31 protein-coding genes and 1 tRNA gene are annotated in these 23,061 nt (G+C 27.3%); 19 read left to right on the top strand and 13 right to left on the bottom strand.

Annotated features, from left to right (window positions below; translation table 11 throughout):
* Window positions 1–15 precede the first annotated feature (15 nt).
* Together METVI_RS0102975 and METVI_RS0102970 are read left to right on the top strand one after the other, a co-directional pair.
* Complete coding sequence (locus tag METVI_RS0102975) at window positions 16–1,044, top strand: type II glyceraldehyde-3-phosphate dehydrogenase (RefSeq protein ID WP_004589852.1); 1,029 nt, start codon at window positions 16–18, stop codon at window positions 1,042–1,044.
* A 24-nt stretch (window positions 1,045–1,068) separates the two neighbouring features.
* A complete protein-coding gene (locus METVI_RS0102970) occupies window positions 1,069–2,916 on the top strand; it encodes an aldehyde ferredoxin oxidoreductase N-terminal domain-containing protein (protein WP_004589853.1) in 1,848 nt (615 codons plus the stop codon).
* Here the strand turns inward: METVI_RS0102970 and METVI_RS0102965 are convergent.
* Genes METVI_RS0102965 through METVI_RS0102950 form a run of 4 tightly spaced genes read right to left on the bottom strand, consistent with a single transcriptional unit; the run spans window position 2,901 to window position 5,472 of the window.
* Window positions 2,901–3,503, bottom strand: a complete 603-nt coding sequence (locus tag METVI_RS0102965; protein ID WP_004589854.1) for a DUF655 domain-containing protein — start codon at window positions 3,501–3,503, stop codon at window positions 2,901–2,903. The genes METVI_RS0102970 and METVI_RS0102965 overlap by 16 nt on opposite strands.
* Before the next feature lie 49 nt (window positions 3,504–3,552).
* Window positions 3,553–3,876: an RNA polymerase Rpb4 family protein gene (locus METVI_RS0102960; RefSeq protein WP_004589855.1), complete on the bottom strand. Its 324-nt coding sequence runs from the start codon at window positions 3,874–3,876 to the stop codon at window positions 3,553–3,555.
* An 11-nt stretch (window positions 3,877–3,887) separates the two neighbouring features.
* The gene (locus METVI_RS0102955; protein WP_004589856.1) at window positions 3,888–4,184 is read right to left on the bottom strand and encodes a 50S ribosomal protein L21e; all 297 of its coding nucleotides are present in this window, start codon (window positions 4,182–4,184) and stop codon (window positions 3,888–3,890) included.
* Window positions 4,168–5,472 (bottom strand): tRNA pseudouridine(54/55) synthase Pus10, encoded by a 1,305-nt coding sequence (locus tag METVI_RS0102950; protein ID WP_004589857.1) that lies wholly within the window; start codon window positions 5,470–5,472, stop codon window positions 4,168–4,170. The genes METVI_RS0102955 and METVI_RS0102950 overlap by 17 nt, the downstream gene beginning before the upstream one ends.
* A gap of 59 nt (window positions 5,473–5,531) precedes the next feature.
* Here METVI_RS0102950 and METVI_RS0102945 point away from each other — a divergent pair, with 59 nt between their 5' ends.
* Window positions 5,532–5,975: a UPF0179 family protein gene (locus METVI_RS0102945; RefSeq protein WP_004589858.1), complete on the top strand. Its 444-nt coding sequence runs from the start codon at window positions 5,532–5,534 to the stop codon at window positions 5,973–5,975.
* Window positions 5,976–6,024: 49 nt separating this feature from the next.
* On the top strand, window positions 6,025–6,786 hold the full coding sequence (locus tag METVI_RS0102940; protein WP_004589859.1) for a proteasome assembly chaperone family protein: 762 nt from the start codon (window positions 6,025–6,027) through the stop codon (window positions 6,784–6,786).
* Here the strand turns inward: METVI_RS0102940 and METVI_RS0102935 are convergent.
* From METVI_RS0102935 to METVI_RS0102915, 5 genes are read right to left on the bottom strand one after another with little or no spacing between them, the layout of a single operon-like run.
* Complete coding sequence (locus tag METVI_RS0102935) at window positions 6,769–7,431, bottom strand: histidinol phosphate phosphatase domain-containing protein (RefSeq protein ID WP_004589860.1); 663 nt, start codon at window positions 7,429–7,431, stop codon at window positions 6,769–6,771. The genes METVI_RS0102940 and METVI_RS0102935 overlap by 18 nt on opposite strands.
* Window positions 7,421–8,407, bottom strand: coding sequence for a M24 family metallopeptidase (locus METVI_RS0102930; protein WP_017981014.1), 987 nt, complete (start codon window positions 8,405–8,407; stop codon window positions 7,421–7,423). The genes METVI_RS0102935 and METVI_RS0102930 overlap by 11 nt, the downstream gene beginning before the upstream one ends.
* Window positions 8,408–8,412: 5 nt before the next feature.
* Window positions 8,413–8,994, bottom strand: coding sequence for a DUF366 family protein (locus tag METVI_RS0102925; RefSeq protein ID WP_004589861.1), 582 nt, complete (start codon window positions 8,992–8,994; stop codon window positions 8,413–8,415).
* A gap of 5 nt (window positions 8,995–8,999) precedes the next feature.
* Complete coding sequence (locus tag METVI_RS0102920) at window positions 9,000–9,827, bottom strand: radical SAM protein (RefSeq protein ID WP_004589862.1); 828 nt, start codon at window positions 9,825–9,827, stop codon at window positions 9,000–9,002.
* A 27-nt stretch (window positions 9,828–9,854) separates the two neighbouring features.
* Window positions 9,855–10,079 (bottom strand): RNA chaperone Hfq, encoded by a 225-nt coding sequence (locus METVI_RS0102915; protein ID WP_004589863.1) that lies wholly within the window; start codon window positions 10,077–10,079, stop codon window positions 9,855–9,857.
* A 153-nt stretch (window positions 10,080–10,232) separates the two neighbouring features.
* Between METVI_RS0102915 and METVI_RS0102910 the strand changes: the two genes are divergently transcribed.
* The 7 genes from METVI_RS0102910 to METVI_RS0102880 all read left to right on the top strand — a co-directional run bounded on the left by METVI_RS0102910 (window position 10,233) and on the right by METVI_RS0102880 (window position 15,228).
* The gene (locus METVI_RS0102910) at window positions 10,233–11,186 is read left to right on the top strand and encodes a hypothetical protein (protein ID WP_017981013.1); all 954 of its coding nucleotides are present in this window, start codon (window positions 10,233–10,235) and stop codon (window positions 11,184–11,186) included.
* A 121-nt stretch (window positions 11,187–11,307) separates the two neighbouring features.
* The gene (gene cbiM / locus METVI_RS0102905) at window positions 11,308–11,970 is read left to right on the top strand and encodes a cobalt transporter CbiM (protein ID WP_004594699.1); all 663 of its coding nucleotides are present in this window, start codon (window positions 11,308–11,310) and stop codon (window positions 11,968–11,970) included.
* Window positions 11,967–12,314 (top strand): PDGLE domain-containing protein, encoded by a 348-nt coding sequence (locus METVI_RS0102900; protein ID WP_004594701.1) that lies wholly within the window; start codon window positions 11,967–11,969, stop codon window positions 12,312–12,314. Before cbiM ends, METVI_RS0102900 begins: the two co-directional genes overlap by 4 nt.
* A 12-nt stretch (window positions 12,315–12,326) precedes the next feature.
* Window positions 12,327–13,157 carry a cobalt ECF transporter T component CbiQ gene (gene cbiQ, locus METVI_RS0102895; protein WP_004594703.1) on the top strand — a complete coding sequence of 277 codons (831 nt, stop codon included), beginning with the start codon at window positions 12,327–12,329 and terminating at the stop codon, window positions 13,155–13,157.
* Window positions 13,139–13,963 (top strand): energy-coupling factor ABC transporter ATP-binding protein, encoded by an 825-nt coding sequence (locus tag METVI_RS0102890; RefSeq protein WP_004594705.1) that lies wholly within the window; start codon window positions 13,139–13,141, stop codon window positions 13,961–13,963. The genes cbiQ and METVI_RS0102890 overlap by 19 nt, the downstream gene beginning before the upstream one ends.
* 9 nt (window positions 13,964–13,972) lie before the next feature.
* Window positions 13,973–14,446, top strand: a complete 474-nt coding sequence (locus tag METVI_RS0102885) for a FeGP cofactor biosynthesis guanylyltransferase HcgB family protein (protein ID WP_026152871.1) — start codon at window positions 13,973–13,975, stop codon at window positions 14,444–14,446.
* The gene (locus METVI_RS0102880; RefSeq protein WP_017981011.1) at window positions 14,443–15,228 is read left to right on the top strand and encodes an SAM-dependent methyltransferase HcgC family protein; all 786 of its coding nucleotides are present in this window, start codon (window positions 14,443–14,445) and stop codon (window positions 15,226–15,228) included. The genes METVI_RS0102885 and METVI_RS0102880 overlap by 4 nt, the downstream gene beginning before the upstream one ends.
* Here the strand turns inward: METVI_RS0102880 and METVI_RS0102875 are convergent.
* Both METVI_RS0102875 and METVI_RS0102870 read right to left on the bottom strand, forming a co-directional pair.
* Window positions 15,208–16,050, bottom strand: a complete 843-nt coding sequence (locus tag METVI_RS0102875) for a phosphoadenosine phosphosulfate reductase domain-containing protein (RefSeq protein ID WP_004593033.1) — start codon at window positions 16,048–16,050, stop codon at window positions 15,208–15,210. The genes METVI_RS0102880 and METVI_RS0102875 overlap by 21 nt on opposite strands.
* A 60-nt stretch (window positions 16,051–16,110) precedes the next feature.
* A tRNA-Ala gene (locus METVI_RS0102870) sits at window positions 16,111–16,187 on the bottom strand.
* A gap of 94 nt (window positions 16,188–16,281) precedes the next feature.
* Between METVI_RS0102870 and taw2 the strand changes: the two genes are divergently transcribed.
* Window positions 16,282–17,028, top strand: coding sequence for a tRNA(Phe) (4-demethylwyosine(37)-C(7)) aminocarboxypropyltransferase Taw2 (gene taw2 / locus METVI_RS0102865; RefSeq protein ID WP_004593036.1), 747 nt, complete (start codon window positions 16,282–16,284; stop codon window positions 17,026–17,028).
* Here the strand turns inward: taw2 and METVI_RS0102860 are convergent.
* Entirely contained in the window at window positions 17,006–17,275 is a 270-nt protein-coding gene (locus tag METVI_RS0102860) for an ACT domain-containing protein (protein ID WP_004593037.1), read from the bottom strand. The two genes, taw2 and METVI_RS0102860, sit on opposite strands and share 23 nt — an antisense overlap.
* A gap of 82 nt (window positions 17,276–17,357) precedes the next feature.
* On the opposite strand from METVI_RS0102860, the gene METVI_RS0102855 reads away from it, so the two are divergent.
* The 7 genes from METVI_RS0102855 to METVI_RS0102825 all read left to right on the top strand — a co-directional run bounded on the left by METVI_RS0102855 (window position 17,358) and on the right by METVI_RS0102825 (window position 22,066).
* Window positions 17,358–17,708 (top strand): cysteine-rich small domain-containing protein, encoded by a 351-nt coding sequence (locus METVI_RS0102855; RefSeq protein WP_004593039.1) that lies wholly within the window; start codon window positions 17,358–17,360, stop codon window positions 17,706–17,708.
* A gap of 4 nt (window positions 17,709–17,712) precedes the next feature.
* Window positions 17,713–18,714 (top strand): A24 family peptidase C-terminal domain-containing protein, encoded by a 1,002-nt coding sequence (locus METVI_RS0102850; RefSeq protein WP_004593041.1) that lies wholly within the window; start codon window positions 17,713–17,715, stop codon window positions 18,712–18,714.
* Entirely contained in the window at window positions 18,711–19,064 is a 354-nt protein-coding gene (locus METVI_RS0102845; protein WP_004593043.1) for a class III signal peptide-containing protein, read from the top strand. Before METVI_RS0102850 ends, METVI_RS0102845 begins: the two co-directional genes overlap by 4 nt.
* Before the next feature lie 10 nt (window positions 19,065–19,074).
* The gene (locus tag METVI_RS0102840; protein ID WP_004593045.1) at window positions 19,075–20,229 is read left to right on the top strand and encodes a DUF515 domain-containing protein; all 1,155 of its coding nucleotides are present in this window, start codon (window positions 19,075–19,077) and stop codon (window positions 20,227–20,229) included.
* A gap of 10 nt (window positions 20,230–20,239) precedes the next feature.
* Complete coding sequence (locus tag METVI_RS0102835; protein WP_004593046.1) at window positions 20,240–21,097, top strand: hypothetical protein; 858 nt, start codon at window positions 20,240–20,242, stop codon at window positions 21,095–21,097.
* A 10-nt stretch (window positions 21,098–21,107) separates the two neighbouring features.
* Window positions 21,108–21,521 (top strand): class III signal peptide-containing protein, encoded by a 414-nt coding sequence (locus METVI_RS0102830; RefSeq protein WP_004593048.1) that lies wholly within the window; start codon window positions 21,108–21,110, stop codon window positions 21,519–21,521.
* 86 nt (window positions 21,522–21,607) lie between these two features.
* Window positions 21,608–22,066, top strand: a complete 459-nt coding sequence (locus tag METVI_RS0102825; RefSeq protein WP_004593050.1) for an FKBP-type peptidyl-prolyl cis-trans isomerase — start codon at window positions 21,608–21,610, stop codon at window positions 22,064–22,066.
* Here METVI_RS0102825 and trm5b read toward each other — a convergent pair.
* Window positions 22,063–23,061 carry a tRNA (guanine(37)-N1)-methyltransferase Trm5b gene (trm5b, locus tag METVI_RS0102820; protein ID WP_004593053.1) on the bottom strand — a complete coding sequence of 333 codons (999 nt, stop codon included), beginning with the start codon at window positions 23,059–23,061 and terminating at the stop codon, window positions 22,063–22,065. The genes METVI_RS0102825 and trm5b overlap by 4 nt on opposite strands.

The raw sequence follows: 23,061 nt of genomic DNA, 5'->3' as shown, positions 1-23,061 counted from the left end.
ATTGGGGGTAAAAATATGGTAAAGGTTTTAATAAATGGTTATGGTTCTATAGGTAAAAGAGTAGCAGATGCGGTCTCTAAGCAAAAAGACATGGAAGTTTTAGGAGTTACTAAAACAAAACCTGATTTTGAAGCAAGATTAGCTGTAGAGAAAGGTTATAAGTTATACTGTGCAATACCTGATAAAGAGAGATTAAAAGCTTTTGAAGATGCAGGAATAGATGTTGAAGGGACAATTTTAGATGTCATAGAAGAGGCTGATATTGTTGTTGATGCTGCCCCTAAAAAGATTGGAAAGCAAAACCTGGAAAGTATTTATAAACCACATAAGGTAAAAGCTATTTTACAAGGTGGGGAGAAAGCTAATGATGTTGAGGATAATTTTAATGCCTTATGGAGTTATGAGAGATGTTTTGGAAAAGATTATGTTAGAGTTGTTTCATGTAACACTACAGGTTTATGTAGGATATTGTATGCTATAAACTCAGTTGTAGAAATAAATAAGGCAAGAATTGTTTTAGTTAGAAGAGCAGTTGACCCTAATGATGATAAAAATGGTCCAGTAAATGCTATAAAACCAAACCCAGTTGTAGTTCCATCACATCATGGTCCTGATGTAGTTTCAGTAATTCCTGAATTTGAAGGCAAGATAATAACCTCAGCAGTAATAGTACCAACAACTTTAATGCATATGCATACATTGATGGTGGAAGTTAATAATAACATTAGTAGAGAAAAACTTTTAGAAGCTATAAAAGAAACTCCAAGGATAAAACTATTTAAAGCAGAGGAAGGATTTGAATCAACAGCTAAAATAATAGAATATGCAAGAGATATAGGAAGGTTAAGATATGACCTTCCAGAATTGGCTGTTTGGGAAGAGAGTGTTAATGTCTTAGAAAATGAAATATTCCTAATGCAGGCTGTTCATCAAGAGAGTATTGTTATTCCAGAAAATATAGATTGTATTAGAGCAATGTTAGAATTAGAAAGTGATAAGTTTAAATCTATTGATAAAACTAATAAAGCTCTTGGAATTGAATAAATATACTTTTTAAGGGGATAGTTAATGAAAAATGCCTTAATAAATGCTAAAAGTGGGAAAGTTGAAATTATAGAAAAGAACATCACTCCAGTAAGATGGGGATTGTATTGGCATAAAAAATATGAAACTTGGAAGTATGATGTCTATAGTGATAAAAATATCTTTTGTTGTGGTTCCGGAATAATTCCATTACCTGGAGGGCATAGGTTAATTTTTTCTTTTAGATCTCCATTATGGGATGGATTTTACTTTTCTTCCATGGGAGGTGCAGGATATCAGTTTAAAGGTTCAGGTTTTAATAATATAGCAATAATTGGTAAAGCTGAAAAACCATCTTTATTAGTTTTAGATAATGGAAAAGTTTATTTAGAAGAGTTAAAGGAGAATTTTAGGACTGTTTATGAAATAACAAATTATGTAATTGAAAACTATGAGGATAAAAATTTAAGAGCTGTTGTTGTAGGTGAAGCATCTAAAAGAACTAATATGGGTGCTTTATTTTCTCAAGGTTTAAAAAATAAAAAGCCTATAAAAGGTGCTGAAGACTGGGCTGCTAGAGGAGGAGGAGGATCTGTTTTATATAGAGCCCATAATATAGCTGGAATAGTTTTCTTTGGTGAAATTGAAGAAGAAGATAAAGAGAAAATTAAGAAAATAGTTGAAGATTATTATAAAAAACCACTATCAAAAGTTATTTTAGAGCACACATCTAAGTATAGGTATAATAAAGAGACAAATACAGGAGGAACTTTTGGAAATAATTGGTTATTGTATAAGGAAAAAGTTCCTATATATAATTGGAGGATGCCTTATATAAGCATAGAAGATAGAAAAAAAATATTAGAAGTTATATTAAAAAACTATTTAGAAATTTTTAACAAAGAGGCTATAGAAACTAAGCAATGGTTTAACTGTGGAGAACCTTGTCCTGTGTTGTGTAAAAAGTATAGAAATAATAATAAAATGGATTATGAACCATATGCTGCTAATGGGACACTTTTGGGAATATTTGATTTATATGAAGCTGATAGGGTTGTTAAAGAAGTGGATAAGTTAGGGTTTGATGCTATTGAAATAGGAAATGTTTTAGCATGGCTGTTTGAGCTTTTAGATGTAGGTTTATTAAAAGAAGAAGAGTTAGAAGTAGAAAAACCAATATTTGACTATAATAAGCTATTTGAAGGGGATATAAAAGAAATATCAAAGCATAATGCTGATCAAGCAATTAAAATTGTTAATTATATAGCAGAAAATAAAAATGAAATTTATCAGATAATAGCCTTAGGAAAAAGAAAAGCATCAATAATATTTAATCAGAAGTTTAAAGATAGGATTAAAGATATGAAATATAATGACTATGCTGCCTATGTTCCATTTGGCTCTTGGGGAGAAATTGGGCCTAATTTGTATTGGACTCCTGGATTTTTCATGCCATTGCCAATTCAAGGGAGGTATCTCACATACTATATGCCTGAATTCCATGAGCCAGAGAAGTTAGCAGAGTTAATATATGAGAGTATTAAATTAGAGATGGCTTTAGATAATTTAGGAGTCTGTAGGTTTCATAGAAGATGGTTAAAACCAGTGTTAAAAGATATATGTAAGGAATTGTTAAATATAGATGACATAGAAGAAGACAGCTTAAATCTTTATAAAGAAATAACAGAATTTAATAAAAAGATTGGATACCCTATAAAAATAGAAAGTGAGAGAGTTAGAGATCTAATTATTGCTTTGGCTAAAGAATATAATAATGAAAAATGGGTAAAAGAGTTTGAAAATAATAAGGAGAAAGTTGATGAATATATTAAAACTGTTTTAGATAAGCTTTCTGAATTATTAAAAATAGATTGGAGTTATTCTTTAAGATAAAATGTCATTGTATCTTCATCTAATATTATCCCTTTTTTCCACTTTACAAATAAATAGTATTTGTTTTCTTCAGATAACTCTTTAACTATTCTTTTAGCTATGATCTTTACAGGATCTTTCTTAACTCTATTTTTAAAATCTTCAAAACTTTCAAATTTCTTAGCTTCTCTCTCTTCTATAATTCTCCACATGTATTTCTTGCTAATTTCAGGTAATAATTCTAAGCTATGTAATTTAGTAGTTATTGGAGGAGCTTCATTAAAAAATTTTATAAATCTCTCTTCTTGCACTCTTACAGCATCCATTATTACATACAACAATTCTGACTTTGCTGTAGGGGTTAAATGATCATATTTAATCATCCTTCTAACATGATCAATCTTATCTCTCTTTCCCTTACCAATATAAACTCTTTCTCCTAATTCTAAATCAGTTTTTGGCTTTAGTTCCATTAACACAAATTGATATTCACCTACAGCTTGAGCAATAGGTTCTTTTATGTTTCCATAACCATATGGTAAATAATCCAATATCCAAGCATAGTTTTCAAATTTTTTCTTATCTTTTTTTGGATAATTTTGAACCATGTTTCCACCTATTTTATTTAAATCTATCAATATATGGTAATAAAAAAATTTATATGTACTTTCTAACCACTTCTAATATCTCTTCAGCATTTTCAGGTAATTCTCTTTTATAGAATATAGCTCTTAAATCATCCATATCCTTAGGTAATATATCAGCTATTTTTACAGCATCTTTTTCATCCAATCCTAAATTTTTTAACTCTTTTACTAATTCTATAGCATCTTCTTTCTTTAATTTAGCAAATTTTTGTAGATAATCTAAAGCACATCCTTGCTCATATGAAAGCTCCCCAATTTTTGCTCTATCTTCCATAATTTCTAATGCTTCTGAAATGGTTATATATCTCTCACTTAAAATTTTCTTTCCTATCATAATCTCCCATTTTAAGCTTGAGCGGGTCTAAGGTGTTGTGGATAGGCTATTATATATTTATATTTTCCACCATCCCTCACTTTAACTACAAAAGCTCTTCCTTGCTTACCTACAACAACACCTGTCCTACCATGAAACCTTGGATGAGGCATGCCTTTATGGACTGAGGGATCAATAACTATATGCACATACTCTCCTTCTTTATATTCTTTTAAAGCTCTTGTTATTGGGTATAATCCTCTTTCTCTTGGATGTTTTGATAACTTTTTTCTAGTCTTCCTCCTAAATCCTTCACTCATTTCTACCATTTATATCACCTGTTTCGTTGTCATGAACTTTTAGAACATCCAATTCTTTACATATACAAGGTTTGTTTAAAATAGAAGAAACAGATGGTTTTGTTCTACCATCATCCCCACTAATGAGCTCTTTTATATAAAGCCCTCCATCACAGTATATAATCATTTCAAAATGATTATCATCTACTTTATTGGTTTTGACTTTATATACTTTACGAATCCTTTCAAGATCAGCCCTTCTATGTAAAACTCTCTTTGGAGTTCTTTGTTTTATAATTCTATTCTCAAGCTCTCTTTCTAATTTTTTTAAATCTTCTTCAGAAACTTTTTCAGAACACTCTACCAGTGCTCTATATGTTTTTTTATGAGGTGTATTTTTATATGCTATTACATCTTTTCTTTTTGCAAAACTAAGGTTTAACACTTCCACTCTCCCATCTTTATTAATCTCCTCTTCTATCTTTTTTAAATCAATATTTCTTATTTTTGGTTCTTTTATTTCAATAATAAATGGTCTACCATCTCCTAACATCCTAACATCTACATCTTCTCTTCCTGCCCCATGAAACTTTTCATCTTTTCCTTTTGTGGCTTCCATTATTGGTTTTGCTATTATTTCTTCCACTGAACTGGGATATTTTTTACCAGTATAGTTGCATATTTCACAACCTTTTCCTTTACATTTTCCACATAACCATATTGTTTGAGATATCCCCCTTACAAGCTTTCTATACCTTCCTTTTATAAATAGAGGATTGACTTGTAGATAAATTTCTTCTGTATATGGGTTAATATGAACAACAATATCAGGATTTTCTTTATCAGGCTGCTTATTTAATCTTATTGCTAAAAGCTTTCCAAACTCTCTACCAAACTCTTGTTTGATACTTTCCATATATTCTGTTTTAATTTCCTCCTCAAGCTCTTTAATATCTTCTGGTAAATGAGTACCTATTAAAAATGTATTAAAATCATACTCTTTTAATAGATTAATAGCCTTATTCAATAATCTTTCAATCTTATCTTTTTCAAATATACCTCTACACCAAGGACAAGATTCTTTTTTAATTTCCATGTTTAATCTTGTTTTATTGCATCCACTTCTTAATATAGCCTTCAAAAGCTCATAATCATTTTCATCAGCTTCTCCTTTGTTTATTTTCTTCTCTATTTCTAAAAGTTTATATATTTTTAAAGCTCTACCTCTTTCAATGTTTGTAGCATGTAATAGTTTTGCAAATAGCCTACCAAAGCACCTATCACATAGTGGATATTTTTTTAGGATCTCATACATCATAATACATCACCAAGAATAAAATTAATATTTAAAATTATAAACTTAGTGTCTGTGGGATTATGGATAAAAAGATAACCTTAATAGGTAGTAAATTAGCTAATATAGGAGAGGAATTTGTATATCTTGGAGAAGTTGAAGAGTGTAAAACATGTAAATTTAGAAAACTGTGTCATAATAATTTGGAAGTTGGTAGAAAATATAAGATAGTGTCTGTAAGATCTGCAGAATATTCTTGTCCTATTCATGAGGGAGGAGTTAAAGTTGTTGAAGTTGAATTAGCAGATATTATATTAAATATTGATGCTAAAAAAGCTTTAGAAGGGGTGGTTTTAAACTATGAGCCAATAAACTGTGGAAATTTTAATTGTAAAAATTATAAATTTTGTCATCCTGAAGGAATTTATGAGGGAGATAAGTTTAGAATAAAGAATGTTTTAAATGAGAAAATCAATTGTGAAAATGGTAAAACTTTAAAAAAAGTTATTGTTGAATTGATAAAATAAAAACTATTTAAATACCTTTACCATATATAAAATTATTATTGGTGAAAATATGATCAAGTTTATTAAGAGAAAGATTAAGGATATTAAATTGGAAAATGCTCTATTAATTGAAGGTCTGCCTGGAATAGGACATGTTGGAAGGTTAGCAGCAGAGCATTTAGTCCATGAATTTAATGGAGAGAAATTCTTAGAGTTGTATTGCTATGATTTTCCTCCACAAGTTTTGGTTAAAGATGATGGAACAATTGAATACATGAAAGCTGACTTCTATGCTATAAAAGAACCAAAGCACATGATTGTTGTTTTAGGTAATACACAGGCTTTAACCCCTGTTGGGCAGTATCATTTAGCAGAAGAGATTGTAAAATTAGGTATTGAACATGGAGCTAATTTTGTTTATACTTTTGGGGGTTTTGGGATAGGAAAATTAGTTAAAGAAGCTAAAGTTTATGGAGCTACAACATCTAAAGAATTGGCTGAAAAATTAAAGGAACATGGTGTAATTTTTAGAAATGATGGAGGAGGTATAGTAGGTGCAGCAGGTTTAATGTTGCTATTTGCTGATTTAAACAATATTCCAGGAATATGTTTAATGGGTGAAACTCCTGGTTATTTAATTGATCCTAATGCAGCTAAGGCAGTTTTAGAAAAATTCTCAAAATTGGAAAATATAGAAATTAATATGGAAGAATTGGAGAAAAGAGCTAAAAGTATGGAACAATTTATTGAAAGAATTAAAAAGTTTGAAGAAGAAACATTAAAAGCTTTACAGAAACCACCATCTGATGAAGATTTAAGGTATATTGGTTAATCTATTTAATAACTCTTTTGGATATTCTAATAAAGCTTTTTCTACTTCTTTTTTTGTCATTCCACATCCATATGCTACTTTTTCAGCAAAATCTGGGCTAATTAAATCATTTGGAGCATGAGTATCAGAGTTTATTAAAAATGGTATATTATATTCTCTTGCTATATTTAAAACAACACCATTTGTTAAACAATGTCCTTTTCTTGAAGTTATTTCTAAAAATATATTATTTTCTTTTAAATTTTCAGCAGTATCTTTATCTATAAAACCTGGATGAGCAAGAATATCAATCTCTGATATAGAAGCATAGTAGTTTGTTTTTTCTTCAACTGGTTCAACAATTGTTTCTCCATGAACTAATACAATCTCTGCCCCATAATCTTTAGCTTTCTTTGCTAATTTTGGAATAGCTTTTGGAGGAACATGAGTAATTTCTATTCCTGCAATAATTTCAATTTCCCAATATCTTTTTAACTCTTCTTTTGCCATCAATGCCTTGTCAATTAATTCTTTATAGTTAGAAAAATCTGCATGATCTGTTATAGCAATTGCTTTATGTTTTAGCTTTATAGCTCTCCTTACAAGCTCTGAAGGGATAAGCTCTCCATCACTAAAAACTGTATGTGTATGAAAATCATATCTCATCTTCCCACATTTTAGCATTACTTAATTTTTTAGCTTTATTCTTCTTTATAAGATACATGTCTTCTAATCTAACACCAAACTTATCTTTTATATATATTCCAGGTTCTATAGTTATAACCATATTCTCTTTTAAAGTTATATTTTCTCTAAAGTTAGGATTCTCATGAACCTCTAAACCTACTCCATGACCAAGGCTATGTATAAAATAATTATTATACTCTCCAAAATGTTTTCTAACTAACTCATCCAAATATCCTGTTTTTACACCTTCTTTTAAATGCTCTTCAACAATTTCTTTAGCTGATTTAACTAAATTATAAATTTTTTTCATCTCCTCATTATTATTTAAAATAAATGTTCTTGTTATATCAGAACAGTATCCTTCATAAACTGCCCCAATATCTATTAATAATATATCTTCTATTTTTTTATCTTCTGGAAGGGCATGAGGATAAGAAGTTTTCTTCCCTGATATAACAATTGATTCAAAGGCGGGTTTTATACTGCCATATTTCTTCATTAAATACTCTATTTCAGCACATAAAATCATTTCATTATTGTAGTAGCAAATATTGTTATAAATATAATCCATAACTCTATCAACTATATTAACAGCCTTTTCTATTTTTTTAATTTCATCTTTATCTTTTATAGCTCTCATTTCTCTTATTTTATCTGAAATTATCTTATAATCATTTAAATATTTCAGAAATTTTATAGGTAATTCTTCCTCAACAGCATCACAATTATTAAAAATTTCTTTCCAATTTTTAAACTCCCTAACTTCTATATCCAATGATGATGCATAATCCTTATCTAACTTTCCCACATACAAATAAGGATGGTCTTCAAATACAAGGGCTATAGCAAAGGGAAAATAGTTATTTAAAAAATAATTTATATTCTCTTTTTTTAAAATAACTGCTTTTTTTACTCCAATTTCTTCCATATAATTTAAAAATTTCTTTACTTTCATAAAAATCACAATGGAAAAGTTTTTCTCATGTCTTTTTCTATTTTATCAATTTCTTTAGCATAATTTATAGCTATTTTTTCCATAACTTCATCAGCATCTATTTTTAAATCATTAAGACCTATAATTTTAACATGCTCAGCTCCTTTAGATAATATATTTATTCCTAAATGTATTTTACCAGAAATCTTACCTTTAGAAGCTATTGAAACAGAAAGCTTTCTATCTTTATAATATAAATCATCCCCATCTCTTTTTAATTTAATTCCATAGCTTTCAATAACCTCTTTGGCAATAAATATTAATATTCTCTGTCTTAAATATATTTCTCTCAATGAAATATCAAAATGTTCAACAATAAAATTTATAGCAAGTTCTGATTTTATAGGGATATCTAAATTTTCTCTTTTTAAATCTTTCAAATCTTTCATAAACTCTCTTCTGACTTCCATTCTACCTTTAAAAGCTACAATGTTATCTTTTTGTGTGTTAAAAAGTTTAAATGCCCATAATTCTTCTATTTCTTTCCCAGTATATTCCATATTTTCAGCAAAAATAATATCCATGTAATCTGTTTTTATAATTTTCATGAAATTCACCAAGGAAGAGGATGATACTCTCTTTTAATTTCAGGAACTTCTGAAATAGCATTGTAATTAATATTAGCTAAAATAAATCCATCCATTTCTTTTAATTGTGATAATAAACAGCCTTTTATAGATACATTTGTTTTTTTAACTTCTAAATGAATTTTATCGACTAACATTAAAAGATCTTTTATTTTATATTCTTTTGGTAGATTGTTATTGTATGCAATAGGATGATGAATCATTATTTCATCAACGATTCCATCAAAATATTTTGCCATCTCTATTAACTCTTTTTCATTAAAATTAGGGAGATATATAGATCTTATTATAGTATGAAAATATTTAGAAGCTATCTTTATATTTTCTTTAACTTTATCAAAATAATCTTTCCCAGTTATTTTTCTATAACTCTCTTTACTAAAACAGCTTAAACTAATCATGACTATATCTAAACCTAACTCTTTAAATTCTTCTAATATTTCCTCATTCAAAAACACTCCATTAGTTTGTAGATCCACCCTTAAATTATATTTTTTCCCTAACAATATTGCCCTTTTAACACCTTCTATGTCAAATAATGGCTCACCATATTGAGAGATTGTTAAAGCTTTAGCTTCTTCTAAATTTCCATAAATACCTCTTTTAACTTTTTTTAATTTAGAATAACAAAAAAAGCAATTTAGATTGCACTTTTGAGTTAGTTCAACAGATGGATGATGTTTTGGGTCTTTAATATTTAAATCTAACCCTTCACAACCAATACAGTGTTTTACATATTTTAAATTTTTGACAATATTCTCTAATTTGTCACAAATTTCATTTCTAATTATCATAATCAACCACAAAAAAATTTAAAAATTTTATTCAGAAAATTCTATATAATCAACAGCATGTTTATAAATCAATAAGTTCCTTTCTCCAACTTTAACAACTATCTCATAATTTGAAATTCCAGTAATTTCAGCATCTAAAACTTCCCCATTTCTTAAGAATATTTTTACTTTTTTCCCATTTAACCTTCTAACATATTCAAAATTTTGTTGTTGTGGTCTTTTAGGTCTTCTTTGCTCTTGCTTTTTTTGCATCTATAACCACCTTAACCCGAAGTTAAAAATTTGTTTTATGATTAGCCTTACCTATATATATACTTTTTGAGAGTTTAAAAATGTTTAATATATAACCTATATAAATTTAGAATGTTATACAATAATATTAATAAAATTTTTAAGGTGATATAAATGGTAAAAAAATTAGTTTTAATAATATTATCCTTACTTATTCCTACAGTGGCTGCTACAAATGTTATATTAGTTAGTGATAATCAAGCAGATTATTTAACAGCTCTAAATATAGCCTCACTCTTTAATGATACAAAAGTTGTAGTTACTCCCTGGGGAATTTATAATGAAAGTGTTGTTAATGAAATATTAAAAATGAAACCTGAACAAGTTATAATAATTGGAGGACCTATAGCAGTTCCTGATGAATATGTTGAAAAATTAAAAAATTTAAGTATTAAAGTTGAAAGATTAGGAGGAAAAGATAGATATGAGACAAATAAAGAAGTTATAGAAAAATTCAAAGAAAAACTAAAAAAGAAAAAGAAAGTAATTATAGTTCATGGAAATAGTGAGGTTTTGATTAATATTAGTAAAGATGCAATAGTTATATTAACAAATGGAATAAATTTAACAGTTAATATAGATAATTTAAATCCAGAAGAAGTGGAAGTTGTTGAAGATCCTGCAGTAAATTTAACAAATATTACAAAAAAATTAGAGAAGCATAGGATTAAAGTAAGAATTAATGCTATTCCAAAACATGCTTTAGAAAAAATATTGGAAAATAGGATTAAAGAAATAAAAAGAAAAATTAAAGTTTTAAAGAAACTTGGTGTAGATACTGAAGATTTGGAGGAAGAGTTAAAAGATCTTGAAGAAAAAATTAAAGAAGGAGATTATGATGATGCATATAAATTGATGCTAAAGGTTAAAAACATGGAAATGGTAAAAGTTAGATTGTATGAAAACACACATTTAAATTTGAATATAGAAATAGAGAAAAATAAAAAACATATAGAAATTGAAATAGAAAATAAACATGAAGAAAATGAAACAGAACATGAAATAGGAAATGAAATTAAGGGAGAAAAGTTAGTTAAACAAGAAAAAATAAAGATAATTAATAAATAAAGTTTTTAAAGTTTTTTATAATATTTTTCAATTTATTTTTCATATTTATTTAGTAAATTTTATATACTAGATATTATTATTCATACTTTTTGTATGAAATAATATTTGTTAGGTGAAATCTATGCATATTCCAGATGGATATCTTGGTCCTATAACATGTATTTTTTTCTACCTATTAATGATACCATTTTGGTACAAAGGTCTTAAAGAGTTAAGAAAGTTAGATCCTAAAAAATTACCACTTTTAGGAGTGTTAACAGCGTTTTCATTTTTAGTTATGATGTTCAACCTTCCAGTTCCAGATGGAACTACATGCCACATGGTAGGGGGGACACTAATAGCTGTACTTATGGATAATCCATGGGTAGCCACAATTGCAATATCTATTGTTTTAATTATCCAAGCTATATTCTTTGGAGATGGTGGAGTTACTTGTATAGGAGCTAACTGTTTCAATATGGGAGTAGTTTTACCATTTGTAGGATATTATATATACAAATTCCTAGCTACTAAAGTTAAAATTGATGAGGCGGTCGCTGCAGGAATTGGAGCTTATTTTGGGTTAGTAATAGCCTCAGTAGTAGCAGGATTTGAATTTGGAATCCAGCCATTTATAGAACCTGGTTACTGTCCATATCCATTCACTGTATCAATTCCTGCAATGGCACTTGCACACATGCTAGTTGCAGGACCTGTTGCTGCTATAGTTACAGGAGTTATTGTATGGTATGTTAAGAAAGTTAGGCCTGAATTATTTGCTAAAAAAGAGGTGGAAATTTTATGAATTGGGATGACCCATTAGTTAAGAAATTTGCCTATTTAATTGGAGCTATGATTATTTTATGTCCTTTAGGAATACTTCTAGTTTGGAATTATGGTGATGCTTGGGGAGAATGGGATCCTTCAGAAGTAGCAAAGGAGGTAGGAGCTTCTAAAGTAGCTGGGCTTTTAAAACTTTCAGGAGTTTGGCAATATGCAATCTTACCAGACTATAATATTCCAGGATGGGATGATCCTTTACATGCTTCAATTGGATATATTATCTCAGCAATAGTGGGAGTAGCTTTATGTTTAGCCTTTTATTATATTATTGTTAAATTAGTTTATTCAAAACCTACAACTACTTAAATGTGGGATGTTATGAATAAGCTGTTTGATAAAAGTATTGAGCATATGATAACATATATAAATGAGGCTATATTTCATGAAAAATATGCTCGAGTTCCTGGAGTTCTTCAAAATATTGAGCCAAGAATTAAAATTATTTCTTTACTTACTCTTATCTTTTTTACACTTTTTACAAAAAATCTATATATTCTAGTTATCCTAAATATCTTTGCCATCCTATTAGCAAAACTTTCAAAAATACCTATTTTAACATACATAAAAAGAGTTTATATATTTATCCCAATATTTGCAGGATTAATAGCATTCCCTGTTATTTTTAATATTGTAACTCCCGGAAAAGATCTCTTTATTATTTTAAACTCTCCACATATATCGATAACTTTTGAAGGAGTTATGTATTTTATTACTTTTATAATAAGGATATCAACATGTATTTCTTTTGCAGTTCTTATACCATTAACAACAAAGTGGAATGTGATTTTATCTACATTAAGAATGTTTAAAGTTCCTGAAGAAATTGTGACAATATTTAACTTAGCATACAGATATATATTTCTATTGTTAAATTTAGCATTGGATATATTATATTCAAGAAAATCAAGAACAGCAAAAAAACTTTCTTTATTAGAGAGTTGGAAGGAAGGAGGGAAAATAATTGGATGTCTATTCATAAATACCTGTTTAGTTGGAGAAGAGTTATATTATTCAATGCTTTCAAGAGGTTTTAAAGAAGTAACTTCTTTTTATGATTATAAAATAAAATTTAAAGATATAATTTTTTTAATATTTGTTTTAGCATTTATCTTAATATTAAAGGTGTTAATATGGAGATTTTTAAGTTGAAAGAGGTTTCATATAGTTATGGAAAAAATTGTGTATTAGAAGACATAAACATGGAGATTTATAAAAATGAGATTTTAGTTATTTTAGGGCCAAATGGTGCAGGAAAAACAACATTATTAAAAATAATAGATGGTTTAATTTTTCCAAAAAAGGGAGAGATATATTTTAAAAACATAAAGATTACTGAATCCTTATTACACTCTAAAGAGTTTGTTAGAGAATTTAGGAGTAAAGTTGGATTTGTGTTCCAAAATCCTGACTTAATGCTTTTTAACCCTACAGTTTGGGATGAGGTGTTGTATACTCCACTACAAATATATGATAAAGAAAAAGCTATTAAAATGGCTGAAAAGGCATTAAAAAAATTGAAAATCTATCATTTAAAGGATAGACACCCTTATAATTTAAGTGGTGGGGAAAAGAAGAAGGTAGCCATATCTTCTATACTTTCCTCAGATCCCGAAGTAATATTGATGGATGAACCTACAGCAAGTTTGGATCCTAAAAGTAGAAATGAGCTTATTGACATTATATTGGATCTTAAAAAGGAAGGAAAAACAATAATTATAGTTACTCATGATCTAAGCTTGGCAAGTTTGGCAGATAGATGTTATATCATAAATAAAAGAATTTTATTTGAAGGTAAGGTAAAAGATATGTTTAATCTACCTTTAGAAGAGTGGAATTTGGATGTTCCTGACATTACAAAACTGTTTTTAAAATTGAGAGAGATGGGTTATGATGTAGATATCCCAATAAATTTAAAAGAAGCTTTAAATATAATAACAAAACTGATAAACTTATAAAACGGTGAAATTATCTTAGAGGGTGTTATAAAGGATGCTTATTTAGAATCTATAAAAAAGGTTAGAAAAGGAGATAAAGAAGAGGAAGTAGAGGCTATAAAAAATAAAATACTTTCTGCAAAAAGAATAATTGTTGCTACAAATAATCAAAAAAAATTTAAAATAATAAAAAATATTATGTTAAAATTTGTTAAGGATGCTGAAATAAAAATGACTGATATAGACACAAGCTTTGCAGATCTTACAAGAATGCCTGCTATATTTAAAGCTTTAATGGCTGTTGATGTAGAGAATGGAGATATATACATAGCAAGAGGGAGACTAGGAATTCCAGGTTCAGGAGCTATGTTGGTTATATTAGATAATAAAGGTAGGATATTAACAGCTTCTCTTTCCCCTCCATCATCAATACATAAAGAAAAAATAGAAAAAAGGATTGAAAAAGAGATTATAGAAGCTTTAAATAGAGTGGGGATAAAATGATGACAGGAATTACTGAAAATATAAAAACATTAGAAACAAAAACAAGAGTTATTGATGTTATTAACAGCATTTCTAAGAAAAAATATAATGCTATGAAAATGTTTTTAGAAGGAGAAGAGTTTAAAGAAGCTGTAGTATTTGGAGTTTATCTTTGGGGAAATTATGTTGCCCAAAATATTAAAAATTTTTGTGATAAAGTTTATTTAGTAGATATATATGAGTTTTTAAAAGATCTTATACCAAATGATAATATTGAGTTTTTAACATTAAATGATTTTAAATTAAAATTAATAAAGGATAAAATAAATCCTGACTTAGTAATTGATATAACAGGCTTAGGAGGAATTGATCCAAATTTTTTAAAAAAATTCTCTCCAAAAATAGCTATTATTGAAGATCCTAGAGGAGTTTTTGATCCTGATATTTATGAACTTGATAATACCTATAAAAGGGCTTATAGTATAAACTCTGAAAAAGTAGGAATTTTAAAGACATTTAGAAAGGCTAAGATATCAAAAACATCCGGCACTATGACATTAACTATAGACACAATTGTAGATGCCTCTAAAGAAATTTCTTCATTAGATGGAGTATTATATGCCATCCCTAACTTAAAATATTATGAAGGAATATTATTCCATAATGGAAACATAAAGAGATTTTTATTAGAATTATCAAAACCTGCAATTATTATAAGTTCTATAAATGATGTTATAAATGAAGCTGAAAAGATTATAGAGAATAATTTGAACCTCATATATTCATTTATTGATGAGCTTTAATCCCCTGCTTTTTAACTCCTCATATAATTCTTCAGGAATATTTGGCTTTTTTAAAAATTCTTTAGCCTTTTCTTTGTTTAATAGTCCTAATCTAACCATTGCAGCTATTCTATCTATCTCAAAACTAAAACCATACTTTTGGTAAAATCTTTCTAATGCTACACCTAAAATTAAACAGTTTGTTGTGTATCCATATAAATTTGGTTTTTTCCATGGTAAATCTTTTATTAATTCATATTTCTCCTCTTCTCTAATTTTATATGGAGCTAATAATCTTATCATCTTTATACCATCTTTCATATCTCTTATAGCTGAATGTCCAAAAGGTAATTCATGCCCAGTTATTATATATTTTATACCTAACAACTTTGCTACCCTCCAAACTTCTCTTAATATCAACCTAGAACATCTTCTACATGGGCTTTCACATCTATTTAGAACTTCATTAAAAAGCCAAGTAAAGTCTCTATTTATTATTATCAAATCAGTATTATAATATTTAGTTACATTAATTGCATTTTTTATAACATCTTCTGATAAATAGTTATTATCCACTAACACACATATTGGATTTATTTTAAATTCTTCTTTCAATAATTTTAATGCAACAACACTATCTTTTCCTCCAGAAAAGGCTAAAATGCATTGATATTTTTTATTTTCTTTTTTTATTTTTTCTAAAGTTTCTTCAACTTCTTTTTTTAACTTATTAAAATCTATTGGATATTTTTTGTATGTCAGACAATCAACACATATGGGTTTATCCTCAAATAAAATTTTTTTAGTTTTTTCTGTATGAACACATATTGAGCATTCTAGCATGATTATCAACTAATTAAAATATATAAATTTAATTTAATATTAAATAATAAACAATAAAAATGGTGGACTGGCCGGGATTTGAACCCGGGGCCTCCGCACAGCCAATGCGGCGCTCTCCCAGGCTGAGCTACCAGCCCTCAAAAAATTAGTGATATATAAATAATAGGGAGAAATATATAAAATTTTCGGATTTATATTAATATATTCTAAAAATAGAATTAAGTGAAATAGATGAAATATCAAAAAATAGGAGATATAGTTTTAGTGAAAAAACCTCTTTCAGAAGAAGAAATAAGGGAAATAGTAAAAAAGACAAAATGTAAAACAGTAGCTTTAAAAACTTCTCAAATAGTAGGAGAATTTAGAAGGCCATATATAAAGATACTCTATGGTAAAGAGACAGAGACTATACATAAAGAACATGGATGTCTTTTTAAGTTAGATGTATCAAAAATTATGTGGAGTCAGGGCAATATAAAAGAAAGAGAAAGAATGGCAAGAATATCTAATGAAAATGAAATTGTTGTAGATATGTTTGCAGGAATAGGTTATTTTTCTATTCCTTTAGCTAAATACTCTAATCCTAAAACAGTTTATGCAATAGAAAAGAACCCTATAGCATATCATTATCTCTGTGAAAATATTAAATTAAATAAATTAAAAAATATAATTCCTATTTTATCAGACAATAGAAATGTGAATTTAAGGAATATAGCAGATAGAATAATAATGGGATATATACACAAGACTCATAAATTTTTACCAAAAGCTTTTGAAATTTTAAAAGATAAAGGTGTTATACACTATCATGAAACTGTTGCAGAAAAGGTCATGTATGAAAGACCTATTGAAAGACTAAAATACTATGCTAAAATCTACAATTATAAATTGGTAGATTATAAAATATTTAAAATAAAAAAATATGCTCCTGGAGTTTGGCATGTTGTTGTAGATGCTAAATTCTGTGCATGTATTTGAATATATCCTCATGTTGGACAATAACTTCTACTCCCAACTCTTTTCCTGTTTTTTCTAACTCTTCTTTTAGCTTTGAAAAATCAACATCTATATTTGATATATCTACTAACATTATCATTGTAAAAAGATCCTGCATAATAGTTTGGCTAATGTCTAATATGTTAGCATTATGTTTTGCTAAAACATTAGCTATTCCTGCAACAATCCCTGGCCGATCTTTCCCAATAACTGATATAACCACTCTCAAACTTTCACCTAGTTAACTATTAATAACAATTTTACCAAAATTTAAATTTAAATTTTTATAATTAACTGTTTGGTGATATTGTATGATAAAAATGGCTGAAGATTTCTTTAGGAAGTTATTTAATATAGTTATAAATAAATCTTGCCCATACTATCCATGTCATTTTGATGGGCAGACATGTATATGGTGTTTTTGCCCATTTTATCCATGTGAAGATCAAGAATTAGGTAAGTATATTGAGAGAAAAGATGGATCAAAAGTTTGGAGTTGTGAAAACTGCTGGTGGATACATAGGGAAGATGTAGCATGTGAAGTATTAAAAGAAATTCTAAAATTAGTTAAGGATAAAGACATTGATGAGATGATTGAGATTTTAAAAGATCATAAACTTATGTTAGAAATAAAGGAAAAGGTTAAGGAGAGAGTAAGGTGAGATTTTGGATATTTTATTTATAGTTTATATTATAAATTTTATAATCCTTATTTTAGCTTCTTTAGTTGATATTAGGGAGAAAATAATACCTCATAGTTATGTTATTATAATGTTTCTTATTAATGTAATAACTGGAGTGTATTATTTTGGTTTTAATGCAATTATAGCTTTAATATCTACTTTTATTTTATGTATTATCCTTTCTATTGGGATGGGAGGTGGTGATGTAAAGGTTTTCTCTTCTTTAGCCCCAATATTTGCTTACCCAAATTCATTTATATTTTATTTTCCAAAATATATGTTAATTATCATATTTTTGAGTATTATTTTGGTAGCAATATTTCCTATTTTTAGGATATTTTTAAGATATTGGAAAGATATTTTGTTTTCTTCCCTTTATTTAGTTATGGTCATCGAAATTTTATACTACATTATTGGTAAATTTAACATCTCATTTGGTTGGATAATTATTTGGATTTATATTATAACTTCTATATATATCTCAAGAAAAGTTCCAAAATATAAAGAATATACTAAAAAGATAGGTTATTTATTTTTTATTTTCTTATTAATTATGTTTTTGTTTGATAGGGCTTATATTATTAACAATTTAATAAACATGTTTATATATTTATTAGAAATTATATTTATATCAATTTTTATATATGCAATAACAGGAGCTGAAATTTGTTTTAAAAAACATATAAATGAATTGAAAGAGGGTGATATATTAAGGGATGTTATTATTATTAATGGAGATCATGTTGAAGTTAAAAACCTTAATATATTTAAAAGATCTAAACTATTATTAAATAAAGAAAATAAAGAAATAATTATAACTGATGGTGAAGGATTAAGTAAAGAACAGATAGAAAGAATAAAAAGTTTATATAATGAAAAAAAACTACCTGATGAACTTAATGTTATAAAAACTTATCCTTTTATACCATTTGTAGCTTTATCTTATTTGTTAGTGGTGTTATTTATCTATTTAGGGGTATTATGAAAGCACAAATATCTTTAGAATTCACATTTGTATTCTTTGTTATTCTTTTAACATCACTTATTACTATAGCTAATTTTTTATCCAAAAATTTTACTATAGAGGATTGGGAAATTGATAAAATAGATAATGCAGCTAAAACTGCTGTTATGCTTATAAACTCTAGATATGAAGGAGTTTGTACAAATACAACATTAATTTATTCAGGAATTAAATGGAATAAGGGGAATAAGGTTATATCAATATATATTTCTCCAAGAGATGCTGTTGATGATAGAATAAGAGATTTCATCTTATCATATATAGAAAATAATACAAATATAGAAGGATATAACATAACCGTAAATCCATAAGGTGAAATAAATGGTAGATCCTGATAAGATTAAGAAACTTAAAGAGAGGAGTAAAAAGAGTATTAAATCTGCCAATATTACTCATTATTTATTAATTATAATAATAGTAATTTTTGGAGTTTTTACTGTTTATATTGTTTATTCTAACATGGCTTCACAAAAAGAAAAAACTGTGCCAGTAGAAATAGGAATTAACTTAGAAAAGCAAAAAACTAGTGCGATTAATAGTTTAAATCAGATGTTTTCAAAATATCCTGACGATCCTATGTTAGGAGTTTATAGGAATGAGATTCTTTCAGCTACATCTCCAAATGAGATTAAAGATGTTTTAAACAGAGCTGCTGAATATATTAAATTGAAAGAGTATAAAGAGAATATAAAAAACCAAATAAAAAATATATGTGGTGATTTCTACTATCAAAGTAAATATGCCCTAAAAATGGTTGGTGAGATAGATAAGGCAAAAACAATTGATGAAATAAGCAATATATATAACAAATATTATCCATATTTATATAATGAGATCAGAGATTTCTATGTAAATAAATACATAACAGAGTATTCTCAGGCCCAATATTTAAGGGTTATAAGTGATGGTAATGAAAGATTGTATTCTTATATAGAGTTTGTAGATTTTATAAAAAACTTAGATCTTGAATCATTGAAAAAATTAAAGGTTTATGAAGTTAAAATGGTTTATATAATTCTCCCAATATTAGCAAAAAATTGTGGAGATATTCCAAAACCAGGAAGTAAAGTTATAATTTATAAATTATCTGGTAAGAACTCCTCCAAGATTACAGAAGGTATTATTACTAAAGGATATATTATTGTTCCAGACATTTCCTATTCAGAATCTTCATCAAAATCTGTATCTTTAAATGATAATGGTGAAACAGAGTCAGCATCAGAAACAAAATCTGTAACTTATAGTTTGAAGGGAATAAACTTTATATTACATTCGGCAGTTATAGGAAAACTTAATTATTATGAAGTCTTACAAAAGCTAAAGAATTATGGATATAGATTAAATGAGATAGAAGATAAAACTGGAATATTTGATGATAAGCTAGTTTATTTATTAGAGTTGAAAGTTCCTTCTGATAAAGTTAATAATTTATTAGGATTAAGTGATAAAGAAGTAGCTATTGCTAAAATTAAATAGGTGATTTTCTTTGAGAAGAGTTTTACTATTTTTAATCTTTTTTTTACCATACATTTATGCTGAAAATGTTGTTATTGGTGAGATTAACTTAAAATATACAATATCAGGAGAAATGACAAATAATAACCCATATCCTATATTTATAGCCCTACCTGATGAGTATGTAGTTATAAATACATATAAAACATTACCTCTTCCTAATAGTGGTTATTGTAATTTAGATATATATCAAAATTCAACAAATGCCACTTACTACCTAATAAAACCAGAGTTAAAATATATGACTATATTCAATGGAAAAAAAGGATTTTGGTTACCTCCATACACAACAGTAAAATTAAAAATGATTTTACCAAACATTTCCTACGCATTATCAATAAACATTCCTGATGAGCATAATTTTAGATCTGTAGGACCAGCAATTTGTAATAAATATGGTGTTATTAAACTAGACAATATATATCCAAATGCTAAAAGGGATAATATTATTTTGGATAACTTTAAACTAACTGTTTATGGTTGTTTAAAATTAAATGATTACTCTAATGCTTATAGCTTAATTATTCCTGCACCTATAACATTTGATGAATATAAAGATATAGTAATTATTCCAATAAATGATGTTGATGATAAAATATGGATAAATTATTATGATTGGTTAAATGGATTTATGAAAGTTAAAAGAAAGAAAAAGCTTTTAGATGATTATAGTGATAATGGATTGCTAATAGATGATTTAGATATTAATCTTGATAAAAATTATCCTGCCTTAGCATTTACAACAACTTCAACAAATCAAAATTTAGAGTTCTATTATATTGTTTATTGGAAAAGAAAATCTATTAATTTGCCAGACATTTTAGATTAAAGTGATATTTATGAATATTAAAGCTCAGATATCACTAGAATTTTCTATTTTATTTTTAGCAACATTATTAGCAATAATTATTGGTGTTTCTTACCCAGGATTATATGGATTAAATAAATCAACCAAAATCTCCTCTATGAGTTTAGCTCATGCTGCTGTTATGAAAATGAAGGAAAATATTGAAATGGTTGGAATGTGTGAAGATGGGTCAGTAAAAGTTGTCTTAATAAAATGCCCTCCAGGAATTTGGGAAGCTAATGGAAATGAGATATCTTTTACTAACTCAAAATTGAATTATACAATTTCAACAAACTGTTCAAATGAAGTAGTCATTTCTGGAGAGAGGGATATAAGACAGTTTACAATTATCACAGCAACTGTGGAAAAAGTTGGAGGGAGAGTTTTAGTTAATATTACATATTAATATTTAAAATCTTTAATATTTAAGTTTCAATTTATGCAAAACTATATATAGTATTATTTATTAACTCTAAAATAGAGGCTGAAATTATGATTAAAAAAGGGGATATTGTCAAAATTGATTATGTATTAGAGGTTGATGGTAAAGTTTTAGATACATCAATTGAAGATGTTGCTAGAGAATATGGGATATATTTTGAAGGTAAAGAATATGAGCCTTTAGAATTTATTGTAGGAAATAATGAGGTTATAACAGGATTGGAGGAAGCTGTATTAGGTATGAATGTTGGAGAAGAAAAATTGGTGAAAATTCCTCCAGAAAAAGCTTATGGATTTAGAGATGAAAGTTTAATTCAAAAAGTACCAAAAGATCTGTTTAAAGATGCAGATTTTGAGCCTGAAAAAGGATTACTGATATTAGCTAATGGAATTCCTGCTAAAATAGTGGATGTGGATGATGAGTATGTAACACTAGACTTTAATCATGAGTTAGCAGGAAAAGAGCTAACATTAAAAATAATAGTTAAAGATGTAAAATCAATGTTTTAATCCTTTACTATTATATCAAATGCCATTATATATTTTTTAGGAGAGTAGCTTTTAACTATCTTTTTATTTAAAATTTCAAAATTACATTTGCCTTCAAAAACTTTTATTCCTTCAGAAAAATTTTCTCCAATAGTGTAGTAGTGGATTATTCCATTTTTATTTATCATAGATAATGCTTTATCAACAAATTTGTATGAATACTTTGGTAAATTCATTATTACCCTATCTCCTTTTAAATCAACTTCATTAGCATCAGCCAATATAGGAATAATTTTATGTTTTACCTTATTTAATTCAATGTTCTTTTTTAATAGTGAAATAGCTTCAGGATTAATATCTATAGCATAAACTCTTCTAGCTCTTCTACAAGCTATTGAGAATGGTCCAACACCAGCAAACATATCTATAACAGTTTCATTTAACCCAACTGATTCTCCTATTCTTTTTCTCTCTCCACTAAGTCTTGGAGAGAAATAAACTTTTGCTATATCAACATACAATCTATAATTATTTTCTTTATGAATAGTTAAAGTTCTATTTTCTCCAGCTAAATGTTCAATTTCTCTAATTCTAAATTCCCCTTTAACTTCACTTTTTCTTCTAAACACTCCTTTACATGGAATTAGTTTATAAGCTAGCTCACCAATTTCTTTCCTTATATCTTCCCTAACCTCATCAGAGATTTGTAATATGACTAAATCACCAATAACATCATAAGATAAAGCCAATAATTTCTTATCTACAATATCCCTATATTTCTCATTAATAACATCTCTAAAACTTTTCTCTTTTTTCCTCTTTTTTAAATCTCTTTCAACAATTTCAAAATCTACTTTTAATATTTCTCTAAGAATTTTTTCATCAACATGTTTTATTGGTAAGTATAGGTGTTTATCATCTCTATCAATTAAATAATCTTTATCATATAGATCATTCTCAATTAACAACCTTCTAACTTTCTCACCTAATTTTTTATCAATTTTTAATGTTAACAT

Source organism: Methanocaldococcus villosus KIN24-T80 (genome assembly GCF_000371805.1).
Taxonomy (GTDB): domain Archaea; phylum AGJL01; class Methanococci; order Methanococcales; family Methanocaldococcaceae; genus Methanocaldococcus; species Methanocaldococcus villosus.
This window is presented reverse-complemented; position numbering and strand designations above follow the sequence as displayed.

Bases quoted from the DNA above. Each gene is read 5' to 3' on its own strand.
- METVI_RS0102975 (WP_004589852.1), top strand. From the start codon at position 16: ATGGTAAAGGTTTTAATAAATGGTTATGGTTCTATAGGTAAAAGAGTA.
- METVI_RS0102970 (WP_004589853.1), top strand. From the start codon at position 1,069: ATGAAAAATGCCTTAATAAATGCTAAAAGTGGGAAAGTTGAAATTATA.
- METVI_RS0102965 (WP_004589854.1), bottom strand. From the start codon at position 3,503: ATGGTTCAAAATTATCCAAAAAAAGATAAGAAAAAATTTGAAAACTAT.
- METVI_RS0102960 (WP_004589855.1), bottom strand. From the start codon at position 3,876: ATGATAGGAAAGAAAATTTTAAGTGAGAGATATATAACCATTTCAGAA.
- METVI_RS0102955 (WP_004589856.1), bottom strand. From the start codon at position 4,184: ATGGTAGAAATGAGTGAAGGATTTAGGAGGAAGACTAGAAAAAAGTTA.
- METVI_RS0102950 (WP_004589857.1), bottom strand. From the start codon at position 5,472: ATGATGTATGAGATCCTAAAAAAATATCCACTATGTGATAGGTGCTTT.
- METVI_RS0102945 (WP_004589858.1), top strand. From the start codon at position 5,532: ATGGATAAAAAGATAACCTTAATAGGTAGTAAATTAGCTAATATAGGA.
- METVI_RS0102940 (WP_004589859.1), top strand. From the start codon at position 6,025: ATGATCAAGTTTATTAAGAGAAAGATTAAGGATATTAAATTGGAAAAT.
- METVI_RS0102935 (WP_004589860.1), bottom strand. From the start codon at position 7,431: ATGAGATATGATTTTCATACACATACAGTTTTTAGTGATGGAGAGCTT.
- METVI_RS0102930 (WP_017981014.1), bottom strand. From the start codon at position 8,407: ATGAAAGTAAAGAAATTTTTAAATTATATGGAAGAAATTGGAGTAAAA.
- METVI_RS0102925 (WP_004589861.1), bottom strand. From the start codon at position 8,994: ATGAAAATTATAAAAACAGATTACATGGATATTATTTTTGCTGAAAAT.
- METVI_RS0102920 (WP_004589862.1), bottom strand. From the start codon at position 9,827: ATGATAATTAGAAATGAAATTTGTGACAAATTAGAGAATATTGTCAAA.
- METVI_RS0102915 (WP_004589863.1), bottom strand. From the start codon at position 10,079: ATGCAAAAAAAGCAAGAGCAAAGAAGACCTAAAAGACCACAACAACAA.
- METVI_RS0102910 (WP_017981013.1), top strand. From the start codon at position 10,233: ATGGTAAAAAAATTAGTTTTAATAATATTATCCTTACTTATTCCTACA.
- cbiM (WP_004594699.1), top strand. From the start codon at position 11,308: ATGCATATTCCAGATGGATATCTTGGTCCTATAACATGTATTTTTTTC.
- METVI_RS0102900 (WP_004594701.1), top strand. From the start codon at position 11,967: ATGAATTGGGATGACCCATTAGTTAAGAAATTTGCCTATTTAATTGGA.
- cbiQ (WP_004594703.1), top strand. From the start codon at position 12,327: ATGAATAAGCTGTTTGATAAAAGTATTGAGCATATGATAACATATATA.
- METVI_RS0102890 (WP_004594705.1), top strand. From the start codon at position 13,139: ATGGAGATTTTTAAGTTGAAAGAGGTTTCATATAGTTATGGAAAAAAT.
- METVI_RS0102880 (WP_017981011.1), top strand. From the start codon at position 14,443: ATGATGACAGGAATTACTGAAAATATAAAAACATTAGAAACAAAAACA.
- METVI_RS0102875 (WP_004593033.1), bottom strand. From the start codon at position 16,050: ATGCTAGAATGCTCAATATGTGTTCATACAGAAAAAACTAAAAAAATT.
- taw2 (WP_004593036.1), top strand. From the start codon at position 16,282: ATGAAATATCAAAAAATAGGAGATATAGTTTTAGTGAAAAAACCTCTT.
- METVI_RS0102855 (WP_004593039.1), top strand. From the start codon at position 17,358: ATGATAAAAATGGCTGAAGATTTCTTTAGGAAGTTATTTAATATAGTT.
- METVI_RS0102845 (WP_004593043.1), top strand. From the start codon at position 18,711: ATGAAAGCACAAATATCTTTAGAATTCACATTTGTATTCTTTGTTATT.
- METVI_RS0102840 (WP_004593045.1), top strand. From the start codon at position 19,075: ATGGTAGATCCTGATAAGATTAAGAAACTTAAAGAGAGGAGTAAAAAG.
- METVI_RS0102830 (WP_004593048.1), top strand. From the start codon at position 21,108: ATGAATATTAAAGCTCAGATATCACTAGAATTTTCTATTTTATTTTTA.
- METVI_RS0102825 (WP_004593050.1), top strand. From the start codon at position 21,608: ATGATTAAAAAAGGGGATATTGTCAAAATTGATTATGTATTAGAGGTT.
- trm5b (WP_004593053.1), bottom strand. From the start codon at position 23,061: ATGTTAACATTAAAAATTGATAAAAAATTAGGTGAGAAAGTTAGAAGG.